Raw genomic sequence first — 25,948 nt, forward strand, 5'->3', positions numbered from 1 at the left:
TGCACATTAAAATTATTTTGTTGATGCATCAAGTCTCATTGATATTATCAATCCCGAGTGATTAGATATTTTTTAATGTTGTTTGTGCGCTTTATTGCGCACAATACAATGTGCCCGCCTGTCCGGCGGGTATTTTTTTATCCATAATGCAGCATTTATTTTTAAATAAAAAGATAATTGAGTACTGAGGGAAATGGTTCTATGCTGTTTGTAGCCAATAAGGATGTAGGCTATGTAAGTAATAATCAAATAGTTAGTGCTCAGCAGCCACACTATGGCAACATAGTGTGGCTTTATCCTATGTTTTGTATATAAAATTAATTTCGCGAGCCGCAGTAACATAGCAGTAAAACAAAACAACATCGATAATGATATTACTTACTGAGAAATAAACTCCAGAAATTAATAATATTATCTTGTGTGTGGCGAAGTAAATAACCATAAGTACTGCACCAATTTTGCTTTTTATAAAGATAAGATAGGTGAGTAGTGCAATAACTAAAAACTCAACAGGAGTTTGTAGGTATTTCAATTCAAAATAATTACTGTATTCATTAAATATCACCGTGAATATAGTGTACAGCAATGAAAATAACCCTGCCAGCCAACCTTGACGGTTCTGTTTATCTTTGCGATGTGGTTCTTCACTTGATTCAATCTGGACATTTTTGGTTTTTTTCATTTGGCCAGCGTGCAGTTGCGATATAAAAGTATACGAACAAATTGACTAATGGAAGCAATAATAAAATTGAAACCCAGGGTTTCAGTCCGGTACGTTTGACAATAATCCATTGCAAAAATATGAATAAGAACAAAGTTATAATCTGTGTGATAAGCATTAGATACTCCATGTGACATATAACCTTTATTATAATAATAAACTTTCGAATACAATTAATTGGTTTGTTTAAAAATAAATAACTAATGATTTCTAATGACGTTGATACTGCGTTAATAATGTGGGCGTTCAGATGCTATTAATACACACTATGTTTAAGGGTATAGAATGAAGAAAGTATTTAAAATTGCCACATTGATTACGGTACTGGCTTTTTCAGGAATGGCTGTTGCATCTTCTGCTACAGAAACGCTGCCGCAGGATTCATTGGCGAAGCAATTAAATTTCTCACCAGAGCAAACGCAGAAGGTAAAAGCCCTGCGCGAAGATTCGCAAAAAGAGATTGCCAAAATTAATACCGATGCTTTAACACAAGATGCGATTGTTGATATGTTCCATTCTGGCGTCTGGGATGATAGCGCAGCGAAGAAACAACTTAATGCCATCGGTGATATTCAGAGTAAGGTGCGCTACCAGCGAGCAAAGTACCTGTTTAATGTCAGCCAGGTGTTAACCACGGAACAAAAAAAGCAGTTACAGCAAATGCTGATTGAGAAGCAACTTTACTGATTATTGAGTGAACGAGAGTCGGATGGAGCATCGCTTATCCGAGCTTCAGTAAGTCGTTGGTAGGTGGACTAGCGTAAGCGACATCCACCAATTTTAGTTGGCTCAGGATGTTTTTTCTTTTATTGGCTTTAAGGCTTTGCCAATCTGTACTAATCCATCTTTGTTTTGATCTTTTAAATAAGTGTTATTCAGCTCATCGAATTGTTCTAGCCGAGTCAGCGCCTGGAAAACATTATCAATACCATAGCGATTATCAAAAACATCTACACTTCTGAGGTTATCGACCCGTGCCGCTTTTATTTCTGTAGTGAGACGGGTAATCACCTCCTTATTAGAAGTATGCAATGTTTGCAATTCTTCCGGGGTGCTATTAATCGCTGGAGACATCGTGCCGGGATGGAATTCGAGGGTATTTAGGGCTTCGACCGCCTCATCACCTGGATTGGCACACCCGGCAATAACGAAAGTGAATACGAGTACGAATTTTTTTAACACGATATTTCCTTGCAGTTTGCTCACTGAATAATTCAGACGGCAAGTTACCTGCAACGGTTAGGCTTAAACCACCCATAGTTTGTTTAATTTTAAATTTTTACGCCCCGCGTACTGCAACTTTCAGTATGCGGGGCGTAGTTGAGTACAACTGTGTTTACTTCGCCAGCTTATCTTCGGTACGTAAATCAAAGTCCGACGCATCGTGGCGTTCGTGCAACTGCTCAGACGGCTCACCGAAGGTGCGGTTTACGATGCGTCCACGTTTAACCGCCGGGCGGCTTGCTACTTCATCGGCCCAGCGTATGAAGTTTTTGTACGAAGCGAGGTCGAGGAATTCAGCCGCGCTGTACAGCCCACCTTTTGCCAGGCTGCCGTACCACGGCCAAATAGCGATATCTGCAATCGTATATTCATCACCTGAAATAAAACGATGTGTCGCCAGCTGCCTGTCGAGCACGTCTAACTGGCGCTTGGTTTCCATGGCAAAGCGGTTAATTGCGTACTCAATTTTCATTGGTGCGTAATTATAGAAATGACCGAAGCCACCACCGAGATATGGCGCTGAGCCCTGTAACCAGAACAGCCAGTTCAAGGTCTCAGTGCGTGCGGCAAGATCTTTAGGCAGGAAATGGCCGAATTTCTCCGCCAAATACAGCAAGATTGCACCGGATTCAAACACACGAATCGGTGGTGTTACCGAATGGTCCATGAGCGCCGGGATTTTTGAATTCGGGTTCACGTCTACAAAGCCGCTTGAGAACTGATCTCCTTCACCTATACGAATCAGATGCGCATCGTATTCAGCTTCGCTTACACCCAGAGCTAGCAACTCCTCAAGCAGGATAGTCACCTTCTGCCCGTTCGGTGTGCCAAGTGAATAAAGCTGCAAGGGATGCCTGCCAATTGGCAGCGTGCGTTCGTGAGTTGGGCCCGCTATCGGACGATTGATGTTAGCAAAGGTGCCGCCTTCGCCTTTTTGCCAAGTCCAAACTTTTGGCGGCTGATAGTTATTATCTGACATGTTGTGTCTGCCTTTTAATTGCCAGTGAGAGATTGAAAAGTGTAACCCCACTTTGTTTTGTTCGGTAATCGCCCGCTATTTTTTTTAACTTTCTGAGGTGTGATCTGGGGTAACAATAAATTAACTATAAATTTGCAATATGAACCAAATGATACAACATTAACCGACTTATCCCGACAGACCAGGAGCCATAATGCAGCGTTCAATTGCAACCGTATCTATCTCTGGCACGTTGCCTGAAAAACTGGCCGCAATTTCGGCTGCTGGTTTTGACGGTGTAGAAATCTTTGAAAATGATCTTCTTTATTACCCAGGCACGCCTGCCGATGTGCGAAAAATGGCGGCCGATCTCGGGCTTACTATTACATTGTTTCAGCCGTTCCGCGATTTCGAAGGCGCGTCGCGCCCGCAGTTTGCCAGCAATCTGGAACGCGCACGGCGCAAGTTTGCTTTGATGCACGAGCTGGGGTGCAACACCATGCTGCTGTGTAGCAACGTGGCACCTGATTGTTCGTCGAATCTTGATTTGCAGGTCAGTGACCTGGCGCATTTGGCTGAGTTAGCACAACGTAATGAAATAACCGTTGGCTATGAAGCGCTGGCGTGGGGCACCCATGTGAACCGTTATCGCCAGGCATGGGAGCGTGTAAAACAGGTAAACAGCCCGGCGTTGGGGTTGGTTCTCGACAGCTTCCATGTGCTTTCGTTGGGTGACCAACTGATTAATCTCGACGATATTCCGGTCGATAAAATTACCTTCCTGCAACTGGCTGATGCACCGTTGATGAAAATGGATGTGCTTGAGTGGAGTCGCCATTTCCGTTGCTTCCCAGGGCAGGGTGAATTGCCGGTGGTCGAGTTTACCCGCTTGCTGACGGAAAAAGGCTACCGTGGCCCATGGTCGCTGGAGATTTTCAACGACAGTTTCCGTGCCACGCCAAATGCACCAACGGCAAAAGACGGTTATCGCTCGCTGCTTTGGCTGGAAGAGCAGACCTGGAAAGCTAATCCGCAGATTGATGCGCAACTGTTCCATAGTGCGCCGCAAGCCAGTTATCAGGGTATCGAGTTCTTAGAATTTGCCACCGATGCAAAAGACGCACAGGCATTGGGCGAAGCACTGCAACCACTGGGTTTTGTACAAGCCGGTGAGCACCGTTCTAAGGATGTTTCACTGTGGCGCAACGGTGGAGTGAATGTGATTATTAACCATGAGTCGCATAGCTGGGCCGATGAGTTTCATCGTCGTCACGGTGTTTCGCTGTGCGCGATGGCGTGGCGCGTGAAAGGGGCGGCAAACGTGCTGCAACGGGCGCAGGATTACGGTTACCCAATCTGGCATGAAAAGCATGGGCCAGATGAGCGTGCGCTGGCAGCCGTGTGTGCGCCTGACGGCAGCCTGATTTATCTGATAGAGGCACCAGAGCTGGGTGAAAACGATATTTATCAAACCGATTTTAACCTTTCAGAAACCGCCAACCAGGGCACCTTACTTGGGATAGATCATCTGGCGTTAGGGCTGGTAGAAGGCAGCCGTGATAATTGGATTATGTTTTTCCGCGCGGTGTTCGGCTTTGAACTGGATAACGAACTGAGCGTGCCTGACCCGTATGGCCTGGTCAGAAGCCAGGTGATGCACAGCCCTTGTCACTCGATACGCTTGCCGCTGAATATGTCGCACAGCCTTGATACGCAAATTGCCAGATCGGTTGCCAGCTATCAGGGAACGGGCCTGCAACATGCGGCGTTTGCTTGTGATGATTTACTCGCGACGGTAGAAGGCCTGCAATCACAAGGGCTGAAATTGTTGCCGATTCCGGCAAACTATTATGACGATTTGCTGGCGCGTTACGGGGCAAATAACCCATTGCTACAAGGGCTTGAGCGCCTGGATATTCTTTATGAACGTGATGTGCGCCAGCATGAGTTTTTGCATGCCTATACGCCACCTTTCCGCCCGGACCGTTTCTTCTTTGAATTAGTTGAGCGGCGAGGGGATTATCAACAATACGGTGCAACAAACGCCGCCGTGCGGTTGGCCGCAATGCAAATGCGTTAATGCGATTTACAACAATAAATGAACCTTAAGGTTCAATAAGACACCTGTAACCTACAAATAACCGAGGTATAAACCATGGCGAGTTATGGCCAGGGCGACATCGCTGCCCAGAAAACTGGTGTTGTAAAAAGAACCCGTACCCGAATGGTTATCCTGACCCTTCTGGCTATCGGAACCATGATTAACTATCTCGACCGCACTGTGCTTGGTATCGCTGCACCGCAACTGAGTGCCGATCTTGGCATCGGTGCGGCAACGATGGGGATTGTGTTCTCGGCGTTTGCCTGGACTTACGCGGTAATGCAAATCCCAGGCGGCATCTTCCTTGACCGTTTCGGTAATAAAGTCACCTATGCGCTGGCACTGTTTTTCTGGTCGGCATTTACCCTGTTCCACGGTTTAACCGTTGGCCTTAAAACGCTGCTGCTATGCCGCTTAGGCTTAGGGATTAGTGAAGCGCCATGCTTCCCGGTGAACAGTAGGGTGGTGGGGAAATGGTTCCCGCAGCATGAACGTGCGCGCGCTACGGCGGTTTACACCGTTGGTGAATACATTGGCCTTGCTGCGTTTGCGCCGCTGCTGTTCTTTATTATGGAAACCTTCGGCTGGCGTGCGTTGTTTATCACAGTCGGCGTAGTGGGCATTTTGTTTGTGCTGGTGTGGTGGCGTTTTTATCACGAACCGCACGAGTCCAAAACTGCCAACAGTCTTGAGCTTGAGTACATCGGTCACGACCTCAAAGAGGCCGAGCCTGAACCGAAGATGAACTTTAGCTGGGCGAACGTCGCAAGGCTTATTAAATGCCGCCAAATCCTCGGTGCGGGCATTGGCCAGTTTGCCGGGAACACCACGCTGGTGTTCTTCCTGACCTGGTTCCCAACCTACCTTGCTACCGAACGCCATATGCCATGGCTGAAAGTGGGCTTCTTCGCCATTCTGCCGTTTCTCGCCGCCGCAGTGGGCGTGATGTTTGGTGGCTGGGTCTCCGACCAAATCCTCAAACGCACCGGTTCGGTGAATATCGCCCGTAAATTGCCAATCATTTCTGGGCTGTTGATGGCCAGTCTTATCATTTCGGCTAACTGGATGCCAACCGATGCGCTGGTGATTACGGTGATGTCGGTAGCGTTCTTCGGGCAAGGCATGGTGGGACTCGGCTGGACGCTGATATCTGATATGGCCCCGAAAAATTTAGCGGGTCTGACAGGCGGTTTATTTAACTTCTGCTCAAACCTGGCCTCGATTATCACGCCACTGATTGTCGGCTTTATTGTTGCGGCGACCGGCAACTTCTTCTACGCGCTGGTCTATATCGGCGGTGCTGCACTGTTGGGTGTGTTCGCGTATGTCTTCATTCTTGGCGATATCAAACGTATTGAGCTGGCGGACTAATTATGGACATAAGTGGCAATACACGTTTAATCGCCCACCTGGGCTACCCGACAACCACGTTCAAAGCACCGATGATTTACAACCCCTGGTTTGAAGAGCAAGGCATCGATATCAAAGTGGTGCCGATGGGGGTGAAAGCAGAAGATTATGTGCAGTTGATTCCTTCTCTATTTCGCATGACCAATATTATTGGCGCGTTGGTGACGATGCCGCATAAAGTTTCGACTTGTGAGTTAGTTCACACTATTAGCCCAACGGCGCAAATTGCCGGGGCGTGTAATGCCATTCGCCTTGAGCCAGACGGCTCATTGCGTGGCGACATGTTTGATGGCGACGGTTTTGTTCGTGGTGTGTTGCGCAAAGGCATTCAGGTGGGTGGAGCTCGTGCGTTAGTCGTGGGTAGCGGTGGCGTGGGTTCCGCTATTGCGGCGTCTTTGGCGGCTGCTGGCGTTGATACGCTGGCGCTGTTTGATAGCCGGGCTGAAAGCTGCGAAGAGCTGGCAAAACGGCTACGTAGCCACTATCCGTCTCTTAAGGTGCTTACCGGGTTGCGCAACCCGAAAGAGTTTTCCATTGTCGTTAACGCAACGCCGCTGGGTATGAACGCTGGTGACGAATTACCGGTGGATGTTAGCGCGATAACGCCAGGAACCTTCGTGGGAGAGGTGGTAATGAAGAGCGAAATCACGCCATTTTTGCAGGCAGCCATGAAAAGAGACTGCCAGATACAACCTGGAACAGATATGTTGTTTGAGATGATTCCTGCATATATGGAATTTTTTGGCCTGCCAGAAGTGACGCCAGAAGCACTGCGTCGCGTAGCTAAAATTGATTACTAACAACTGGTTAAGGTAGTGGTAGATGGGTGCGAAAGGGTGCCATTCGCACCCCCTAAACGAAACGGTAAATGAGACGTAATTTAGCTATAGAGCTGTGGACGGCTAAAATAATCCTTGTCATTCATCGCCTAAGCATGAGTTAATACGCCCCATCGGTTTGACGTACAGACCTTTAAAGCAACCTAGTAAAGCAGTCCTTCAAGAGTCATCCCTGGATACCCTTTGTCGTGTGCTCCTCTACCGCTTCATAAAATCTGTAAAGCATACCAAATCGCCGTAAGGCACACTCAATTCAAAAGGTAATACACATGTCTAACAAAATGACTGGTCTGGTAAAATGGTTCAACGCTGATAAAGGTTTCGGCTTCATCACTCCAGACGACGGTTCTAAAGACCTGTTCGTTCACTTCTCTGCAATCCAGAACGACGGTTACAAATCTCTTGATGAAGGCCAGAAAGTTTCCTTCACCATCGAGAACGGCGCTAAAGGCCCAGCAGCTGGTAACGTAACTAGCCTGTAAGGTTAGCGTTAACTAAGCTCTAAAGAATTTAAAAACCCGCCTCGGCGGGTTTTTTCGTTTTATGGTTTTGATGTTTCTGGAATACATAATTTCGGGTCAAAGATAGTTCTCCAGTCCTGCTTCATATCCACTACCGTCCAACCTTTTTCCTTCGCCACCGTTAACCCTTCAACCAGTTTTCCGCTGGCTGGTGGATGACTGTCGTAGGCATATTCACGTTTTGCATCCGTATGGTGAACCAGTAAGCCGAAAGTTTTGTAGTCCGGGTTTGCTGCGGTGTATTGCATCATCGCCAAATCGCCGTCACTGTTACCAAATGCTGCAACCGGGCGTTGGCCCATAAATAGATGGATGGCGACCGGCTTGGCGGCAGCATCGTCGTTAAACGCGCCTTTCATGGTTTTACGCAGTTGCGTGCCGTCATCCGTTAGTGAAAATTCGCTCAGTGAGAATGATCCCACGACTTGTTCTGGCGGGATGCCGTACATCTTCTGCGCCACGACACGCATAAAATCGATGCCGCCGCCGGAAATAATCCACGTTTTAAAACCATTGTCGCGCAGGTAGTCGAGCAGCTGACGCATCGGTTGGTAGCCCATCTGGTCGTAATGGCAGCCAAAACGGTTATCACGATGACTGGCCACCCAGTTACTGACGCGTTGGTCGAATTCATCCGTGGTGATATTGCTGTGCGTTATCTCCAGCAGTTGCATCAACCCTTTTTCACCTGCGGCGGCGACGCTTTGCAAATCGTTGTTCAGCACAGCACTAACAATCGGGTCGCTCTTCCATTCAGGATGCTGTGGAGCAAGGCGTTTCACTTCATCAATTGCAAACTGTAGCTGGAAGGTCAGGGGTGCTTCAGGCCACAATGTGCCGTCGTTATCAAACACAACATAGCGTTTCTCAGGTGGAATAAAGGTCGAGCGATCTTTGTTGGTTGCGTTTTGCACCCATTGCTCAATAGCTTGTTTCGCGGCGGTATCGTTCCAGGCAGAGAGCGGGTCGGCAGCCTGTGCGGTGCCAATAGCGCTAAAGATCAGAGCGCTGAGTAATAATTTATTTTTCATCGTTCACCCCTTTTGGTGGGAGTCAGCTCGGGTAGTTGAACCGGGTTCCAGAAGCGTCGCCAGGCATGGTGCAGGTATTTCAGGCAGCGCTTGAGCAGGCGTCGCGTAAACCAGATGAGTAGCAACAGGATGGCAATGGCGCTGATAACCAGCACGGTTTGCCATTTATCCTGGCCTGTCGTGCCGCGTAGTGCCGACTCGCTACCCGCAGCGGGTGCTTGTGCGACTGGCATCGTTGAACCGGGTAATTGCGCGACTTGCCATTGCTGATTGGCGGTATCCCACCAACGCAATTTAATAGGGGGTAGCGTGATGGTTCCTGCCTGCGAGGGTAGATAACGCAATGTCTCTTCACGCTGTGCGCCTTCGATTTCGCCGCGCCCAGATTTCAGCATCGTGTTTACAGGCGTCAGGCGCTGCGTTTCTGTGCCTGGAATGGCGTACAGCAATTGCGGGATTTGTGTCGCCACAATCCCGTTAGCTTTCACTGTGACAATACGTTCCACAACATCTCCGGCATGCAGAGTGGTGTCTTTACTGGCGTGATATTGGGTGATTTTTTGGCTTAGTGTTAAGTTGTTGGCAGGTAAGAAACGGTCTGGCTGCTCAACGCCTTTCGGCCAGACCACCTCTTTTTTCAACTCTGGCAACTGCACCGTTACCGGCGGCTGGTTTGGTGATGTCAGCGTAATTTCTACTGCAGGCAGAAGCAGCACGCCTTGATCCCATGCCGTGACCTGTTTTTCCAGGCGAATTCCGCTCCAACTAATGCCATTTTTCTGGCGGCTTAACAGCTGGTTTGGCAGTGGTGTGCTCATTAACGAGCCGTTTTCAATTTTAAAGTCAGGCCACTCAGGCGGCGGGTTAAACCAGCTATCTGTCCAGAAAGTAATAGCGATGCGTACTGGCTGGCCCGGCACCACATGTTCCGGCACCTCGAGTTCACGTGTGATGTCCATTGCGGCACGGGCTGGAAGTACCGCCAGCAAAAGCAGAATAAACATGGCTCTCATGGCGTTTCCTCCGTATTGGCGCGGTAGAGATTTTCCAGCAGGCCGGATGGGGAAACTTCGAGGTTTTCAAACCATTGGTTAACCTGCGGGCTGCTGCTTTCAACCGGTTGAATATCTTTTTGATTCACGCCCTGATCTTTCTTCAAATCATGCTTTATCTCATCGGGTTTGTAGTCTTGCTCTTTGCCTTGTGCCGCCTGGCGATCGCGCTCTTTTTGCCGCAATTCCATAATGATTTTGGCGATTGCGGCTCGGTTTTGTTGCGCCGATTTCCAGTCTGGTCGTAGGCTTAATGCGCGGTCATAACTGTTGATTGCCTGTTGCCACTGCTTTTGCTGGGCATAGCTATTACCCGTCCATAACAGGGTTTCAGCGGTTTGCGGTGCCTGGCGAAATGCTGATGTGGCAGCGACAAAATCCTCCGCACGGTAGTAAGCAATGCCTTGCCAGAGCGGGTCCTGGAAACGTTCAGCCGCTTTTTTGTAATCACCATTTTTGAAAGCGATCTGCCCCTGCATATCCGGGCTAACCCACGCATCCTGCCATGCGGCCTGGCTTTGTGGCAGATAGAGCAGCGGTACCAATACAATGAGCCAGCAAATCAGCTGTCGCCGCCCAAGCAACAACAAAATCAGCATCGGGATAACCAGCAGATAGCCGCTATTTTTCCAGTGCAAATCACCGCGTGCATTATTCTGCGCACTGACCGATTGCTGGATATGGCTGGTGATGACGGATAAATCGCTGTCGTCACTGGTCACAAGCGTTACGGGAATACCACCGTCGCGAATCTTGCTAAAGCGATCGACGTTAAGTCGGGTATCAATGCCGCTCTGGGCGTAGCTTTCCGGCAGTTCGCCACCGCGTGCGGTGCCAGGAACCCAGATTTGAATCGGCGCTTTAAGTTGTGCAAGCCAGGCCGCGTCCTGCGCTGAAACGGTGTCGGCGACCAGCAAAATATTGCGTGGAGTATTCGATGTTTCCGGCATGTTTTTCAGTGCAAGGCTGATGGCCTGTTTTAGCCCTGAGCTCTCTCCCTCAGGCAAAAGATTTGGGCTTTGGGCATGCAAAAACAGCGCGTAAAAAGAGGGGTCTGAAGTGAGCGGGGTCGTTAAATATGCATGGCTGTTGTAGACCACCAGGCCAAAATGCGTGCCGGTTGAGCGCGACATCAAATCCATGATTTTGCTTTGCATCCGCTGGTGGCGGCTGGGTGCGAGATCCTGCGCGTACATTGCCGGATCTTGTTGCAGAACCACCATCATATTGCTTTGCTGCGTTAATGCCGCAGGCAGTTCGCGTTGCCATGTTGGGCCTGCCAGCCCGATAACGCCTAATGCGCACAGCCATGGTAAAACCTGAGTGATTCGTTTTTGCCGCCCGATAATAAGCGCCTTAGCGAAAGGCTTGTCCATAATCTTGTGCCAGGCGCTGCGCTGCCCGGTACTGATAAACCACAACAAAGCGCAAATCAGCAAGCCGACTAGCCGCCAGGGATAAACAAAATGGAAATCACTCATGCTGTTTTCCCCCGAACAAAACGACCGATGGCGAGCAAAATCAGCAATACCAGCGCGAGTATTAGCGGCCACTGGAATAGCGGAATATGCCACGACCAACCGATGGATTTGACCTGAACAGGCGTGATGGCATCGATTTCCTTCCAGACGCTATCGAGCGACGCGCCCGAACTGGCAGCAGTCCAGGATTTGCCACCGGTAATGCGCGCAATATCCTGCATTAGCGGGAGGTCGACTTTGTCATCACCGGTGCTGTTGAGGTCGCCAAAAGCAATGGTATGCACCTGAACATGATGTGTTGCGGCCAGTTGCGCGGCAAGCGGTGGGGCTAATTGCGAAGCGGTGTCGTTGCCATCGGTGAGCAAAATTGCCAGCTTGCTGGCATCTTTATTGGCGGTACTGTCGAGCAGTTTCACACCCACGCCTAACGCGTCACCAATCGCGGTTTGCTGGCCAATCATGCCGGGAGCCAATTGGTTGATACGGGTTTGTAGCGCCTGTTTATCTTCACTGACAGGTGCGAATGGCCAGGCGGAGCTTGCGAAAATAACCAGTCCAATACGGTCAGACTTACGGGCCGCGACGAATTTGCGTACTGAATCCTGAACCGCCTGCAATCGCGTTACACCACCCTGAACGTCGTTTTTTGCCATCGAACCCGAGACATCAAGAATCAGCACCACATCACGCATCGGTTTTTGAATATGCTGTGGTGGCGTCAGGTATTCCGGACGTGATAGGGCGGCTACTAACAGTATCCAGGCCAGCCAGAAAAGCAGGCTTGAGAGTTTGCTGCTGCGCACCGGCTGGCTGTTAAGCTTTAGCTCATCAATTAGTTCTGGCAGAAACGGCACACGAACATGCTCTTTTACTGCGCGGTCTTGAGGCAAAAAATAGCGGCCAATCAATGGCACGAAAATCAATAACCAGGCCCACGGCCAGGCGAAATCGATGCGGCTTAGAAACTCAGACATACGGCAGTTTCTCCAGCCAGTTTTTCAATTGAGTTTGCAGGCGTGCAGCCTGGCTTGCGTCGAGTTGGTTATCGGGCCTGCAATATTTGTCGCTAAGTTGCTGGCGTAAATCGTGGTCGATTTCCACCTGCTGTAAAAGCTGTTCCGGGGAGAGCGTGTGGCTGACGAGGGTTCGTGGCTGGTGCATCAGAAGAATGCGTTTTATTAGCTCAAGCCAGCTATCAACACTGTGCGGCAGCTGCAAAGCCGCCAGTGCTTCACGCCGCCACAGGTTTCGCCGCCAGCGTGCCAGGCGAAATAGCAGGAAAATGAGCAGGGCAATCAGCAACAGACCGCCAGACACAAACCAACCTGGGGGTAATGGAAGCCAGGAGATACTTTGCGGAAGTGCTGGGTTTATTAGGTCCGGCACGCTAAATCCTTTCTCCAGCATTCAGACTCCCTTTTGTAGCTGCTTGAGAAGATCCTGCGCGACCACTATCTGATTTACGCGGATCCCAAGTCGTGTGAGCCGGTTTTGCAGGCCAGAAAGTCTAGAAGTTGTGCTTTGTGCAATCTCATCTTTCAAGCGGGATGAAAGAGAAAATGCCGCCTCACGCTCCTGATAGCTGGCGGCTAAATCACCTTGCTCGGGCAGTTTAAGATGGAGATCGTCGAGGATCACAAAGGCGCTTATCTCGCAGCGTCGTCTCAGGGCTGCAAGCAATGCCTCACTCGGCGCATCCAGATCGTGGAAATCGCTGATGACTGCCACCCACGATCCGCTGGGGATCAGCTGAATTGCGTGTTGTAGCACGTGAGTCAACGTGACAGAGGCGGGCGTTTCATCAGGATAGCGTTCGGGTAACTGTTGATTGTATTGCAGCACATCATCAAGCACGGCAGGGAGATTGCTCTTCGGAGAGCGGCACTTTTGCAGGCTGTATTGGGTATCGCTGAAAATCACGCTACCCAGACGATCGCCGTCGTGCCAACTGCGCCATGCCAGCAGAGCAGCAATTTTGGCGGCGGCGACGGATTTGGTTTGCCCACGAGTGGCAAAAAACATATCTAACCGTTGGTCGACTATCAAGAAAACCGGGCGCTCGCGCTCTTCGTTGTAGAGCCTGATCCATGGCGATCGCAGGCGCGCTGTTGCTTGCCAGTCGATCAACCGCACATCATCGCCGGGTTGATAGCGCCTGAGGCTGTCAAAATTGAGCCCACGCCCCTGTTGGCGTGATACGCGTTCACCTGCAAGCGCCCCCGGTGGGATTTGCCCCGGCGGGTTTGATAGCAGTCGCGCTTCGCCTGCCAGGGCCATCAGGGTTTTTCTGTCCACCTGCAATGCGTTGTCCATCACGCTACCACTGCATCAAGCAACATCCGAATCACATCATCTGGTGAGTAATTATCGGCGTTGGCCTGGTAGCTTAGCATCAGGCGGTGGCGTAACACTGCCGGGGCGACGAGCTTGATATCTTCTGGCAATACTGCATCGCGGCCTTCAAGCCAGGCCAACGCACGGCCACATCGGTCGAGTGCCAGTGTGCCGCGCGGGCTGACGCCAAAGGTGATGTAACTGGCGAGGGTATCGCTAACCCCTTGCGGATGACGAGTCATATCCACCAGGTTCACGATGTAGTTTTCAATAGTAGGGGCGACGTAAATCGCAGAGATTTGCTGCCAGCAGGTAGCAATATCCTGTTGCGATAACATCAGCGTTTCCGGCTGTTTTTCCCCAGCCTCAACCGAGCCTACCTGGTACTTTTTCTGCTGCTCATCACGCACCAGTTGCATCACTTTTTGTTCGTTCGCTTTGGATGGGTAATCCACCAGGACTTTCATCAGGAAGCGGTCGAGCTGGGCTTCAGGCAACGGCCATGTGCCTTCCTGGTCGACCGGGTTTTGTGTTGCCAGCACCATGAAAACACCCGGCAATGGCCAGGTTTTCCCGGCAACGGTGACGTGGCGCTCTTCCATGGCTTCAAGCAATGCTGACTGTACGCGTGCGGAAGCGCGGTTTATCTCATCGGCAAGAATGATGTTGCCAAACACCGGGCCTGGGCGAAAACGGAACTGGTCTTCTTCACGCGTGGCGTTTTGCTGGTAAATCTCACTGCCGGTAATGTCAGATGGCAGAAGGTCAGGAGTGAACTGAATACGGCGAAAATCCCCTTCAACATGGCGAGCGAGTTCCCGTACCGCACGTGTTTTGGCAAGTCCTGGCAGACCTTCGAGCAGAACGTGCCCGTCACACAGCAAGGCAACAATCAACATGCGTACCAGTGACTCTTGCCCAATAACTTGTTCGTTCATGCGCTGCTCAAGTTCAAGCAGTTTCTCTCTGTTAGTCATTTGCGTAATCCTGCAAAGTCGCGTTTCAAAAGAGTGGCAAGCCCGACAAGAATCGGCTCGGCGTAATTGAAGAAGGTTTTAATGCCGGGGCAGAGATAGTTAAGGCCTGGCTCTCCGTCTGGTGTACGGACAAGGCGATTTTTCGGGCACTCTCCCCAGCACAATTTCAGGTATGGGCACTGCTTGCAGTATTGCGGCAGGGTATCTTTTTTGCCCATGCCAAATGCTTTCTGGCGCTCAGAAAAGGCCAGGTGCGCGAGTTTGGTGTCTTCGATATTGCCAATCTGGTATTCGGGGTAAACGTAGTGGTCGCAGGAATAGATATCGCCATTTTTTTCAATGGCCAGCCCTTTGCCGCAGAATTCAGACGCGGTACAAATTTGCGCGGGCATGCCCATGGTTTGGGCGACGGCGGTTTCGAACAGGTTGACCTGCACGCGGCCTAAATCGTTATTTACCCACTCTTCAAATACCGTTTTCAGAAACGTACCCCAGTCTTCCGGGTCGACTGACCAATCGGTGACGATAGAGTCCAGATCGCCTGGTCTAGCACGACGCGTGCCTGTAATTGGGATGGTGTCATCGCGCCAGAATTGTGGGGCGGTGACTTTGAAATCTACAGGTTCGACGCACGGGTTGAACTGCACGTAGGTTGCGCCCAGTTCGCGGGTGACAAAGCGGTACACTTCCAGCGGGAAGCGGGCATTGGTGCGGTTGACGGTGACAAGCGCGTTAAACGGGACTTTGTATTTTTTTAGCGCTTCAACGCCTTTCATCACTAAATCGAAAGTCGGTTTGCCGCTGCGGGTGACGCGATAGCGGTCGTGTAATTCTCGTGGGCCATCAATCGATAAACCCACCAGAAAACGGTGTTCTTTGAGGAATTCAGCCCATTTGTCATTAATCAGCACGCCATTGGTTTGGAGGTCGTTTTCGACGCGCTGGCCGGGCTTTTGGTACTGCTTCTGGAATTTGACGACTTTTTCAAAAAACTCCAGCCCCATCAATGTGGGTTCGCCACCTTGCCAGGAGAAGACCACCTGCTCACCATCTTGTCCGTCAATGTACTGACGGATGAAGTTTTCCAGCACTTCGTCGCTCATGCCGGTGTGGCGGTCTTGATGCAGTAACTCTTCTTTGTGCAGGTAAAAACAGTAGGAGCAATCGAGATTACAGGTTGAGCCAGTCGGTTTCGCCATGACGTGGAAACGGCGTTTGTATTCAGGGCCTTTGCCATCATATTTTTCTGCTGACGGTAGTGCTTTAACCGGCAATGTAGTGCTGTATTTCATGGCTGACCCTCTGAAGCGTTCCTGAAAACCGGGCGGTTTCCCACCCGGAAGACGGGTTTAGTTATTCGCGTTGGCACCTTGTTCAATCATTGCCGCCGCATCGGAAACGGTGAAGGAACCCGGTTTCTGACGTGGTGGGAATTCTTTAAAGGTATCAAGCATTTCTGTGACGTATTTCTGCGCGCCGCCCATCAAGAACAGACGGTCGTAGAACCAGGTGTTATAGCCCATGCCGTCGGAGCCTTTTTCAAGCGGATCCACTTCCAGGTCGAAGATCATCGGCGCACGCAGTTTAGTGAACGGATAGCGCCACAAATCGATACCGGTGTGTTCCTGAATCATGAAGTGCGCTTTCCAGCGGCCATAACGAATCGCCAGCAAGTCGCCGTCATCACTCCAGTAGAAGAACTCTTTGCGCGGGTCTTCGCCTTTGCCCTGGATGAAGTCGAGCTGGTTATAGCCATCAAGATGTACTTTGTAGGTGATGGATGGCGTTTTGTAGCCCGTGAGTAGTTGCTGTTTGATATCTGGAATACCGGCTGCTGCAACCAGCGTCGGGAACCAATCGTTACTGCCGAAGATGTCGTTAATCACCGTGCCCGGCTTGATATGGCCCGGCCATTTGATCATCGCCGGTACGCGGAAGCCGCCTTCCCAGCCGGTGTTTTTCTCACCACGGAACGGTGTGATACCGCCATCAGGCCAGGTTGCGGTCATCGGGCCGTTATCGGTGGTGTACAGCACGATGGTGTTGTCTTCGATACCGAGGTCTTTAATCTTTTGCAGCACCTCGCCAATCATTTTGTCGTGTTCAACCATGCCGTCTGCATAGTCCCCAAGCCCCGTCACACCCTTACTGGCGTCTTTGAGGTGAGTTTTATTGTGCATACGTGTGGTGTTAAACCAGGTGAAGAATGGTTTGCCGGCTTTGCTCTGGCGTTCCATAAAGTCGTTGTTGGCAGCGAGGGTTTCTTCATCAACCGTCCCCATACGCTTGATGGTGAGCGGGCCGGTGTCCTCAATTTTGCCGTCGGCGGTGCTTTTGATGACGCCGCGCGGGCCAAATTGTTTACGGAATTCAGGGTCTTTCGGGTAGTCCGGGTTTTCAGGTTCTTCTTCGGCATTGAGGTGGTAAAGGTTGCCGAGGAATTCATCGAAGCCATGCGCAGTTGGCAGGAATTCGTCACGATCGCCAAGGTGGTTTTTACCAAACTGCCCGGTGGCATAGCCAAGTTGTTTGAGGATATTGGCGATGGTTGGGTCTTCTTTTTGCAGGCCTTGCGGAGCACCTGGCATGCCGACTTTACTCATCCCGGTACGGAAAGGCATTTGTCCGGTAATGAACGAAGAACGCCCAGCGGTGGAGCTCTGCTCTGCATAATAGGAGGTAAACTTGGCACCCTCACTGGCAATACTGTCAATGTTCGGCGTTTTATAGCCCATCATTCCTTGGTTATAGGTGCTCAGGTTCCAGTAACCAATATCATCACCGAAAATAACCACGATATTTGGTTTTGAGGTGTCTTGCGTTGCTGCGTTTTCAGGAGCGGTTGTCGCGGGGGCTGCATCAGCAGCGGACACGGCACCAGACATCAATGCGAGCATGCTGGCTATCATTGTCCTTTTGTAAGGGACTTTGTTTAGCATCGTTGTAACTCCGTTCATTGAAGGGACTGAATGAGTATAGTCAAGGGTAGAAACTTGCTATTACATTATGAATTACCAAGAAAACTTCTAATTAAGATAGTTAAGAATATTATCAATTTGAAAAAAACAAGAGGGACTGGCTAACTAATTGAAATTTAATAAATGGTGCTATATACATTACCATTCTGTATTAGATAGATTCGTAGGGGTTTATTTATTTTTAAACGTTATAGCTAAAAATAATGTGGGGCTCATGAGGGAATCAACAGGAATAACCGAGCAAAGATTGTTTTTGCTCGGTTTAGAATAATCAATAAAACTTAGATATATCACATAATTGGATCTGGTTTTTTCATGTGACTATTAACATTTAATAGCAAACACGGTTTCTACCACTTTTCTTAGCTTTATAAAGCTGCTGGTCTGCTTGTTCAACCAATGCTTCCAGCGCCATTCCTTCTTGCCATTGTGCAATACCCTGGCTGATGGTTAGCACAGAAGAGACGTCAGAACCCTTATGAAGAATATGGGCATGAGCAATATTTTGCTGAATCCTGTGGCTTATCGCTTTGACCTGAGAAATATCATCACACACCGTCAGTACAACAAACTCTTCACCACCGAAACGAAACGCACTATCACTCTCTTTTCTTAGTGATTTTTCAATGCATTGCGAGACTTTGATCAGGCATTTATCACCTGCAACATGGCCATACACATCGTTGTATTGTTTGAAATAATCGATATCCATAACAATCATAAACAGCTTTTTTTTGTTTCCGGCGAGAGAGATGACGCACTCTTCAAAGAAGCGAGTCAGGCTCAGGCGGTTAAATAGCCCGGTTAATGCGTCGTAGTGCGCCTGCTGTACCAGCTTTTTGATCAGGATATTTTTTTCATATTCACTGCGCTGAACACGCTGATACCACTCAAGCAGAATGTAACGGGCAGAATAGATAACCAGCAGCATGATGATGACACCGCCAAACTGCACCACGCTGAATTTCTCCAGCAAGAAGAATTCGACATACATCAATGACAAAACCAGCGGTGCCGAGAACAGCAGCAACAGCCGTCCTGAAATGTAGAACGTAATCGTGGCCGGTAATAATACTGAGACGGTCAACATCAACGTCATCAGCTGGTTTTGGTAATAAAGAGTGAAATTTAAAAACAGTATTGACCACAATACTCCAAAGGTTAATACCACATAAGGAAGCACCGTGTGATAGAAACCATCATTAATATTCTTCTTTATTTTGAGTGTGATAATAAGATTGATGACTGAAAGTGTAATGATGCAGCCACACAATATTTGTAATGCCAATGGGAGTATATCAATATCACTGCGATGAGCACTGCGTAATAATAACCAGAAACAATATATTATATTCAGAGACAAAAACCACATATAGCCTTTGGTACTGGTAATGACGTTTTCGCCAGTGTTGTGATTAATGTCCACAAATAACACTCCTTTAATAAATTTATTAAATGATACCGTGCTCACCCTACCTATACCACCCTAGATATCCTTGTTCACCAAGCCTTTAATATCACTCCTGTTATCTTGAATATGCTTGATGCTGGTCTATGCTCAAATCAGATATGACTCGGCAGAGCATTACTCGTGTCATTGAAAAATAAAACAAAATCATTCCTTTTGGGTGAAACATATGATTAGGGCGCTGCTATTCCTGTTGGCATGGATACCTCTGATAACCGCAGGTGGGCTGCATGCGGCGGAACCCAGGCAACTACCTTCCGAACAAGATCAAGCACGCACGATCTCAATCTTTCATCACCCGATTGTTATGTTGCAGGCAAAATTTGGCCTGACCACGCCTGAGGAACGCGTGCTGCGCATTCGCCGAACCTTACGCTCTCTGAGTGAAGAAGACATTCGCCAGCCGATAATAATTACCCCTGTCACACGCTATAACCAGCAAGGCCGCTTATTTACGGTCAACGGTAAGATGCTGATGTTATTAGCAGAAGGTGATTTAGATGAAGGTGATGATCTGACGCTCGATCAAGCTGCGCAACGAGTGTTAGCTCGTATGGATGAGCAACGCACTTCCTTGAAAGATCAGTACTCCTCGTCATACCTTGCCACTGCAGTTGTAAAAACCTTAGCGGGAACAGTTGTTTTAGGGCTGCTGTTTTATGGCGCGTTCAAATCTTGGAAAAAAGTTAAGCAATACTTTGAAGCACGAATCAGTCGTAAAAAAGGCTTTATACCGGCTAAGTGGCGCGAATTCCTTGGGGCGGTGGAAAGCTATCTCTATGGTTTATTAATGATTCTCTTAGGCATTGCGGCATTTTATGTCTGGCTGAGTTGGATCTTCAGGTTATTCCCGTGGACGCGAGTCTGGGGGGAGTCGCTGGGTGACTGGTCTATTGATGTTGTCCAGAAAATTGCGTTATCGATTGTTTCAGCGCTTCCCGGATTGTTGATTGTGATGATTATCTTTTTAATCACCGCATTTATTCTCAAGTTGCTCAAAATTCTCCTCACGCGCGTTGAAAGCAGAAGAATGATGGTGCCAGGCCTGCACCCGGAAACGGTGGGAGCCACACGTAAACTGATTTCCGTGATGGTCTGGTTATTTGCGCTTTCAGCGGCGTATCCATTCTTGCCCGGTGCTAACTCGGTGGCATTTAAGGGGATCAGCGTTTTCTTCGGTTTGATGCTAACACTCGGCTCGGCAGGGGTGATGAACCACGCCATGAGTGGCCTGGTGCTGACCTATTCTCGTGCGCTACGCAAAGGAGATGTCATTCGCATCGGCGATAACGAAGGGCTGGTGAATGAAGTCGGTATGCTGGCAACCAAAATCCTCACGCGCGAAAACTACATCGTCACGGTGCCGAATGCAGTGGTCGTGAGCGGGAAAATCACCAACCTCAGCGCTCAGAATCCAGGTTCCGGCGTTAATCTGACAACCAGCGTCACTATCGGTTACGACACGCCCTGGCGGCAGGTTCACGCCATGCTGGAGCTGGCCGCTAAACGCACACAAGGTATTGATCCCAGCACGCCACCGCTGGTTCGACAGCTCAATTTGATGGACTGGTACATCGCATACGAATTACAGGTCAAATTACGCGTGGGTGAATCGTTGGCTGGCGTGAAGAGTGAATTGCACAGCCATATTCAGGATGTGTTTAACGAATTCAACGTGCAGATTATGTCGCCGAATTTTGTTAACCAGCCGGAAGGTGCTGTGATGGTGCCGCGTGATAACTGGTTTGCTGCGCCTGCTGTGCAGCCTGAGAAACCGTCGTGATGAAGCCCGGCTACCCGTTGGTTCTTTTGTTCAGCGTGGGGCTAGCACAGCCATTGGTCGCCACTGCCAGCGGGCTGATTGATGAGGTGGACGGTATGCTGGATATGAGCGAATACCTTAGTGACAACCGTTACGGCTTTTTGCCGGTCCCGGTGGTGATAACCGAGCCTGCGGTAGGTTACGGCGGCGGACTGTTTGGCCTGTTCTTGCATGATACGCCGGACAGTGAAGCCGGGAAAAACCATCCCGGCGCAAAAACTATCCCGCCTGCAGTCACGGCATTCGGCGGGGGTGCGACGCAAAATGGCACCTGGTTTGTCGGCGGTGGACATCGCCACACCTGGAACAATGACAGCATCCGTTATTTGGTCGCACTCGGTTATGCCGATGTAAATCTTGATATTTATTCAGGTGACATTGCGGGGTTCTCTCGAGGAAAGGGCATCAGTACGCAAACCAAAGGCTACGGCGGTATGCAAAAATTGCAGTTCCGAGTAGCAGATACGCCATTTTTTATCGGCGCTTCACAGTTTTATGCAGATACCAAAATCTCTGCGGATAACCCGGTTATTAGCCGCGCATTGCAGCGTGTTTTGGGTGAGGAGAGCGCTTCATCAGCACTTGGGTTGGTCATGGAATATGACACCACCGATAACTTTTTCTACCCGCACAACGGGTTATCAGCCACGGCGGAATACCAGTTTTATAGCAGCTTTCTCGGTGGTGATTATCGCTACGACATGTTGACGCTGGACGGTAAATATTTCCAACCGCTCGGCACCGATTTCACGCTGGTGCTGGCCGGGAATTATCAGTCACTTTCAAACCATGACCGGCATTTGCCACCGATGGCACGGCCCTATATCAAATTGCGAGGCATCTCGCAGTATCGCTATCAGGGAGATTATGTCAGCACCGCGCAAACCCAGCTTGAATGGCAAATGACGCCGCGCTGGGTGTTGCAGGGTTTTGTGGGGGCAGGAAGCGCCAGCAAAGAAGCCGACGATCTCTTTAATAAAACCGAAGTGGCGTATGGCGGTGGGTTTCGCTACCTGATTGCGCGCAAGTTCGGATTGCATACCGGGATTGATGTCGCCTTTAGTGATAGCGAACAAGCCGTTTATTTCAATGTGGGGGCGGGGCTATAGAGGGAATTTGCCGCCTGACTGACAATGCAAATATCTAAGAGAACGCCATGAAGAAAATCCAAAGGAGTGTGCAACAGTGCCGGGTGATTGCGCTACCGCTACTGTTTTTATCCGGTGCGGCGTTTGGTGCGACGACGGACACTGCGACAGACAGCAGCACGTTTCCCATCTGGGGAGATGAAGCGCGTGCGCGCGGATATTCTATTCCGCTACCGTTTGGTGTGAACCTCAGCTATATGAATATTCGCCAGAATGTCGACGTTGATAGTATTACCTTCTCCGGGTTGAAGCTTGGCACGCATCCCATTCCCAGTGATATGTTTGCCATTGATGTCGGCCATACGCGTGAGCGTAGTAAGACTGAAAACCTGCGTCTTGATATGTGGGTGTTCCCGTTTTTAAATATTTATGGGCTGATGGGGTACACCAAAGGCTCGTCGATTTCGAACGTATCGGTGGATGCTGACCCGTCGCGTTATACCGGCATTGACCGGATTATTGCCTCGTCGGTGCACAGCCTGAACCAGAGCGGTGATTTACAGAACATCGATTTCACGCTCGATTTTGAAGGCGTCACTTATGGCACCGGCGTTACGTTGGCGGGCGGGTATAAAAACTGGTTTACGCTGGTGGACACCAACTACACGCGTACCAATTTCGATATTCTGGACGGCAAAATCTCAGCCCTGACCATATCGCCACGCGTCGGGTATCGTTTCGATATGCCGCAAATTTCCGGGCCATCACATTTAAGCGTGTGGATAGGCGCGATGTATCAGGACGTCCAGCAGGAGTTCAAAGGCAATCTATCTGACTTGCATATGCCTGCCGAACTTCAGCCGCTGATCAATTCGGTAAATAAAGATGACGATGGGCGTTTTGATGTTAAACAGCATCTCACTTCGCCATGGAACACGTTGATTGGTGCACAATATGAACTCACGCAAAACTTTAACGTGCTGACGGAGATTGGTTTTAACGAGCGTAATAGCTTCTTCCTCGCAGGTGAATATCGATTCTGATGAAGAAACGTGGCGCGCTATTTTTGGGCTTATTAAGCCTGATGAATACACCGACGGACGCGGTTGCCATGACGCGCGAGGAGATTGACGGTTTTCTGGGAAAGCTGGGGGCTGATAATCAGTATGACCCCAGTAAAGGCATTGACTGGAGCGTGTTGCCTGGGCCGTTTTATACCCCGGAGTTGAAACTGGGCCTGGGGACTGCCATCGCGGGAGTGTACCGCGTTGATCCCAACGATCATGTCACGCAAAACTCGTCGGTGTCATTTACCGGTTTTGTGAGTACTAGCGGCGCGTTAGGGCTTGGCATGAAGAATTACACCTTCTTTTCGGGGGATGAATGGCGGTTGTTTGTCGATGGATCGCTTGCGAAGATCCCGACCGGTTTTTGGGGCATTGGCTACGATGCGGCGCAGGGTGATGAGCAGAAATACACGCAACAATCGATTAGCCTTCAACCGCAGATCATGCGCCAGGTGGTTGATGATCTGTATGCCGGTTTGGGTTGGGATTTTTCAACGTATGACGCTGAAAGTATTGATGATCAACATCCCGGTGATAACTTCTCCCGCTACAACGTGAAAGGAAATTCGCTGAGTTCGGGTATCACGGCGGCTATCAACTATGATTCTCGGGATGTGATAACCCGGCCGCAACACGGGCAGTTCTTTAGTGCCGAATACAGCCTTTTTGATCCTGCCCTTGGCTCGGATAACCACTTCACCGTTTTGCAGCTGCAATATAATTATTACCTTCCGCTAAACAATCAGGATGTGTTGGCGTTCGATCTTTGGGGGCGTTTTGCGCGTGGTGATGTGCCATGGGATCGCTTGTCGCAGGCCGGGGACGATAATCGAATGCGTGGCTATTACCAGGGGCGTTATCGCGATAAAGACGTGGTCAGCACACAATTGGAATACCGTAAAAAGCTTAACTGGCGGCACGGTTATGTGTTGTGGGTTGGCACGGGCGCATTGGGTGACAGCCCGCATAATCTTTCAGATAACCCGCTGTTACCTACCATCGGCGCGGGTTACCGCTTCGAGGTTAAGCCTGACATGAATATTCGCCTCGACCTGGGGTTTGGCAAAGAGAGTGCCGGGTTTTACTTTCAAGTTGCGGAGGCATTTTAATGCAGCGCTGGATTTTTTCTCTGCTGCTTGGTGTGGCATCCCTGAGTTTTGGCGCGTCACCGAAATCAGCAGATATCTTGCCCATTGAGAAGGCGAGGCGAGTATGGCCAATAACACAAGAGCTCACGGCTCCTGAGTCTTTACGACCTTGCTGTGCCTTTGGATATGACCTGCAAGTACGAGCCGTCGGTGTACCCATTCCGGTCTACCAGATTGGTAATATTCTGACGCTTACCACCCTTGGTCATCATCGTTACAACGATAGCGCATTGGGAGCAGTCAAAAATATTGTTGGTTTGAGTGAGGAGAAAAGTGGCCTCATTTACACTCGCCGTGGGGGTTTTATTGATATCGCCCACGTGCGTGATACTGCTGATAATACCTTCTACCTTTTCACGCAGATCTACTCACGGCTTGGCCAGGACTGGCGGCTGTTCTATAGCGAAGAATTGGGTGTCCGACGCATTCAGCTTCATGCGTTTAATCCACCCGCGTCCATGGTTGAACGCTATACGATTGCGGCCTGGCTTGCGGGGCATCTTGCCTTCCAGCTTGCGCAATGGCATGAGATTGCTCAGTGGTATGGATTCCAGTCGGTTCCGGGATTTTCTGAGGAGATATCTGCTTTTTCGCCCGAAGATCTCTATTCCAATTTATTGGGCGCAAGGCTTGCGATAAACGTGATTTTGCACGGACACGCCAGGTCAATTGAGTCTTACGATCATGCGATAGACAAGGCGTTACACAAGGCATTGGTACAACTTGGCGCGGTCAGCAAAACAGAATCAGAAAGAAAATTCCGCGAAGTGGACGGCGACTGGTGGAACAGCAAGCGCCGGGTGCCGGATAAATTTTTGGTGCTCAACCGTAATTATGATCTCAGCGAGAACCGTTACCCGACTCCTGTCCCATTTGAAAAGGCGAAGCCCTATCGCTTGGTGATGCCTGAAACCGTTGCCGGGGTGACGATAAGTCAGCTTGGAGAATTGCAAATCCACACTGGCAGCGACATGCGTGGGCTTAAGGTACCGGAGAGTTTTTATCTTCCGGCACAGTTTTCATCGCTGGCAGAACAGGCCAAATACGCGGATCAGATTCAGCTACAGCAAATGAAGAAATGAGGGCTATAAGTAATCGTTATTGGACGTACAGGTAATTGTTCGTTTTGATGTTGCAAATATGTTACTTGCTCTCTACCCAACATTTGGAAACCTCGTATGTTCACAATCAAAATTGACGATCTTTCGCATCCGGCGGTGCAGACATTAGTGGCCTACCATATTTCCGGCATGCTGGAACAATCACCGCCAGAAAGCAGCCACGCGTTGGATGTGCAAAAACTCCGTGACCCGGCTGTGACATTTTGGTCTGCGTGGGAAGGGGAGCAATTAGCCGGAATTGGTGCACTGAAAATGCTCGATGATGGGCATGGTGAGTTGAAATCAATGCGTACCGCGGCGGATTTTTTACGCCGTGGTGTGGCAAACCAGTTTTTGCTGCACATTTTGCAAGTTGCGCGTGAGCGTGGCTTCCTGCGTCTGAGTTTAGAAACCGGGACTCAGCCGGGCTTTGCTGCTTGCCATCAGCTTTATCTCAAGCATGGCTTTGTCGATTGTGAGCCGTTTGCTGATTATCAACTCGACCCCAATAGCCGCTTTATGATGTTGGTTTTATAGCGGGTTTAACGTAAGGCTACCCAAAAGTAGGATTGAGCCTTTTGGCCTGGCGACTATTTTAAAACTATGAATTAAAGGGAACATCGAATTT

At 49.7% G+C, this 25,948-nt stretch carries 24 protein-coding genes; 11 read left to right on the top strand and 13 right to left on the bottom strand.

The annotated features are described in order from the left end of the window. Positions 1 to 298 precede the first annotated feature (298 nt). Positions 299 to 682 (bottom strand): hypothetical protein, encoded by a 384-nt coding sequence (locus EDF88_RS17850; protein WP_134186187.1) that lies wholly within the window; start codon positions 680 to 682, stop codon positions 299 to 301. A gap of 324 nt (positions 683 to 1,006) precedes the next feature. Here EDF88_RS17850 and EDF88_RS17855 point away from each other — a divergent pair, with 324 nt between their 5' ends. Next, positions 1,007 to 1,408 (top strand): Spy/CpxP family protein refolding chaperone, encoded by a 402-nt coding sequence (locus EDF88_RS17855; protein ID WP_064515541.1) that lies wholly within the window; start codon positions 1,007 to 1,009, stop codon positions 1,406 to 1,408. 102 nt (positions 1,409 to 1,510) lie between these two features. On the opposite strand, the gene EDF88_RS17860 is transcribed toward EDF88_RS17855, so the two are convergent. Next, complete coding sequence (locus tag EDF88_RS17860) at positions 1,511 to 1,927, bottom strand: hypothetical protein (protein ID WP_157092071.1); 417 nt, start codon at positions 1,925 to 1,927, stop codon at positions 1,511 to 1,513. 130 nt (positions 1,928 to 2,057) lie between these two features. Beyond that, positions 2,058 to 2,924 carry a glutathione-dependent disulfide-bond oxidoreductase gene (gene yghU, locus EDF88_RS17865; protein ID WP_134186189.1) on the bottom strand — a complete coding sequence of 289 codons (867 nt, stop codon included), beginning with the start codon at positions 2,922 to 2,924 and terminating at the stop codon, positions 2,058 to 2,060. A 193-nt stretch (positions 2,925 to 3,117) separates the two neighbouring features. On the opposite strand from yghU, the gene EDF88_RS17870 reads away from it, so the two are divergent. From EDF88_RS17870 to cspA, 4 genes are all read left to right on the top strand, one after another. After that, the gene (locus EDF88_RS17870; protein ID WP_134186191.1) at positions 3,118 to 4,983 is read left to right on the top strand and encodes a sugar phosphate isomerase/epimerase and 4-hydroxyphenylpyruvate domain-containing protein; all 1,866 of its coding nucleotides are present in this window, start codon (positions 3,118 to 3,120) and stop codon (positions 4,981 to 4,983) included. A gap of 75 nt (positions 4,984 to 5,058) precedes the next feature. Then, positions 5,059 to 6,375 carry an MFS transporter gene (locus EDF88_RS17875; RefSeq protein WP_064515548.1) on the top strand — a complete coding sequence of 439 codons (1,317 nt, stop codon included), beginning with the start codon at positions 5,059 to 5,061 and terminating at the stop codon, positions 6,373 to 6,375. 2 nt (positions 6,376 to 6,377) lie between these two features. Continuing rightward, entirely contained in the window at positions 6,378 to 7,214 is an 837-nt protein-coding gene (locus EDF88_RS17880; RefSeq protein ID WP_134186193.1) for a shikimate dehydrogenase, read from the top strand. Positions 7,215 to 7,522: 308 nt separating this feature from the next. Continuing rightward, entirely contained in the window at positions 7,523 to 7,735 is a 213-nt protein-coding gene (gene cspA, locus EDF88_RS17885) for an RNA chaperone/antiterminator CspA (protein ID WP_034461105.1), read from the top strand. A gap of 59 nt (positions 7,736 to 7,794) precedes the next feature. Here the strand turns inward: cspA and EDF88_RS17890 are convergent, their stop codons facing one another. The 10 genes from EDF88_RS17890 to EDF88_RS17935 form a co-directional block, all read right to left on the bottom strand. Next, positions 7,795 to 8,805 carry an HAD family hydrolase gene (locus EDF88_RS17890; RefSeq protein WP_064515552.1) on the bottom strand — a complete coding sequence of 337 codons (1,011 nt, stop codon included), beginning with the start codon at positions 8,803 to 8,805 and terminating at the stop codon, positions 7,795 to 7,797. Then, complete coding sequence (locus tag EDF88_RS17895) at positions 8,802 to 9,818, bottom strand: BatD family protein (protein ID WP_134186195.1); 1,017 nt, start codon at positions 9,816 to 9,818, stop codon at positions 8,802 to 8,804. Before EDF88_RS17895 ends, EDF88_RS17890 begins: the two co-directional genes overlap by 4 nt. Then, entirely contained in the window at positions 9,815 to 11,338 is a 1,524-nt protein-coding gene (locus EDF88_RS17900) for a tetratricopeptide repeat protein (protein ID WP_134186197.1), read from the bottom strand. The genes EDF88_RS17895 and EDF88_RS17900 overlap by 4 nt, the downstream gene beginning before the upstream one ends. Then, positions 11,335 to 12,312 carry a VWA domain-containing protein gene (locus tag EDF88_RS17905; RefSeq protein WP_134186199.1) on the bottom strand — a complete coding sequence of 326 codons (978 nt, stop codon included), beginning with the start codon at positions 12,310 to 12,312 and terminating at the stop codon, positions 11,335 to 11,337. The genes EDF88_RS17900 and EDF88_RS17905 overlap by 4 nt, the downstream gene beginning before the upstream one ends. Beyond that, complete coding sequence (locus EDF88_RS17910; protein WP_134186201.1) at positions 12,305 to 12,745, bottom strand: DUF4381 family protein; 441 nt, start codon at positions 12,743 to 12,745, stop codon at positions 12,305 to 12,307. The genes EDF88_RS17905 and EDF88_RS17910 overlap by 8 nt, the downstream gene beginning before the upstream one ends. After that, positions 12,746 to 13,651 (bottom strand): DUF58 domain-containing protein, encoded by a 906-nt coding sequence (locus EDF88_RS17915; RefSeq protein ID WP_134186203.1) that lies wholly within the window; start codon positions 13,649 to 13,651, stop codon positions 12,746 to 12,748. Continuing rightward, positions 13,651 to 14,649 (bottom strand): MoxR family ATPase, encoded by a 999-nt coding sequence (locus tag EDF88_RS17920; RefSeq protein ID WP_134186205.1) that lies wholly within the window; start codon positions 14,647 to 14,649, stop codon positions 13,651 to 13,653. Before EDF88_RS17920 ends, EDF88_RS17915 begins: the two co-directional genes overlap by 1 nt. After that, a complete protein-coding gene (locus EDF88_RS17925) occupies positions 14,646 to 15,941 on the bottom strand; it encodes an anaerobic sulfatase maturase (protein WP_134186207.1) in 1,296 nt (431 codons plus the stop codon). The genes EDF88_RS17920 and EDF88_RS17925 overlap by 4 nt, the downstream gene beginning before the upstream one ends. A 57-nt stretch (positions 15,942 to 15,998) precedes the next feature. Next, positions 15,999 to 17,588 carry an arylsulfatase gene (locus EDF88_RS17930; RefSeq protein ID WP_064515569.1) on the bottom strand — a complete coding sequence of 530 codons (1,590 nt, stop codon included), beginning with the start codon at positions 17,586 to 17,588 and terminating at the stop codon, positions 15,999 to 16,001. Between the two features lie 370 nt (positions 17,589 to 17,958). Beyond that, positions 17,959 to 18,999 carry a membrane-associated sensor domain-containing protein gene (locus EDF88_RS17935; protein WP_243839638.1) on the bottom strand — a complete coding sequence of 347 codons (1,041 nt, stop codon included), beginning with the start codon at positions 18,997 to 18,999 and terminating at the stop codon, positions 17,959 to 17,961. Between the two features lie 265 nt (positions 19,000 to 19,264). Between EDF88_RS17935 and EDF88_RS17940 the strand changes: the two genes are divergently transcribed. From EDF88_RS17940 to EDF88_RS17965, 6 genes are all read left to right on the top strand, one after another. Then, a complete protein-coding gene (locus tag EDF88_RS17940; protein ID WP_134186211.1) occupies positions 19,265 to 20,878 on the top strand; it encodes a mechanosensitive ion channel domain-containing protein in 1,614 nt (537 codons plus the stop codon). Then, a complete protein-coding gene (locus EDF88_RS17945) occupies positions 20,878 to 22,026 on the top strand; it encodes a BamA/TamA family outer membrane protein (RefSeq protein WP_134186430.1) in 1,149 nt (382 codons plus the stop codon). Before EDF88_RS17940 ends, EDF88_RS17945 begins: the two co-directional genes overlap by 1 nt. A gap of 47 nt (positions 22,027 to 22,073) precedes the next feature. Then, positions 22,074 to 23,048, top strand: a complete 975-nt coding sequence (locus EDF88_RS17950) for a porin family protein (protein WP_166671990.1) — start codon at positions 22,074 to 22,076, stop codon at positions 23,046 to 23,048. Further along, entirely contained in the window at positions 23,048 to 24,181 is a 1,134-nt protein-coding gene (locus EDF88_RS17955; protein ID WP_134186213.1) for a BamA/TamA family outer membrane protein, read from the top strand. Before EDF88_RS17950 ends, EDF88_RS17955 begins: the two co-directional genes overlap by 1 nt. Further along, a complete protein-coding gene (locus EDF88_RS17960; protein WP_134186216.1) occupies positions 24,181 to 25,302 on the top strand; it encodes a DUF4056 domain-containing protein in 1,122 nt (373 codons plus the stop codon). The genes EDF88_RS17955 and EDF88_RS17960 overlap by 1 nt, the downstream gene beginning before the upstream one ends. A gap of 96 nt (positions 25,303 to 25,398) precedes the next feature. Beyond that, positions 25,399 to 25,857 carry a GNAT family N-acetyltransferase gene (locus EDF88_RS17965; RefSeq protein ID WP_064515582.1) on the top strand — a complete coding sequence of 153 codons (459 nt, stop codon included), beginning with the start codon at positions 25,399 to 25,401 and terminating at the stop codon, positions 25,855 to 25,857. The last annotated feature ends 91 nt before the right edge of the window (positions 25,858 to 25,948 follow it).

It is taken from the genome of Buttiauxella sp. BIGb0552 (genome assembly GCF_004366275.1).
Lineage (GTDB): Bacteria > Pseudomonadota > Gammaproteobacteria > Enterobacterales > Enterobacteriaceae > Buttiauxella > Buttiauxella gaviniae.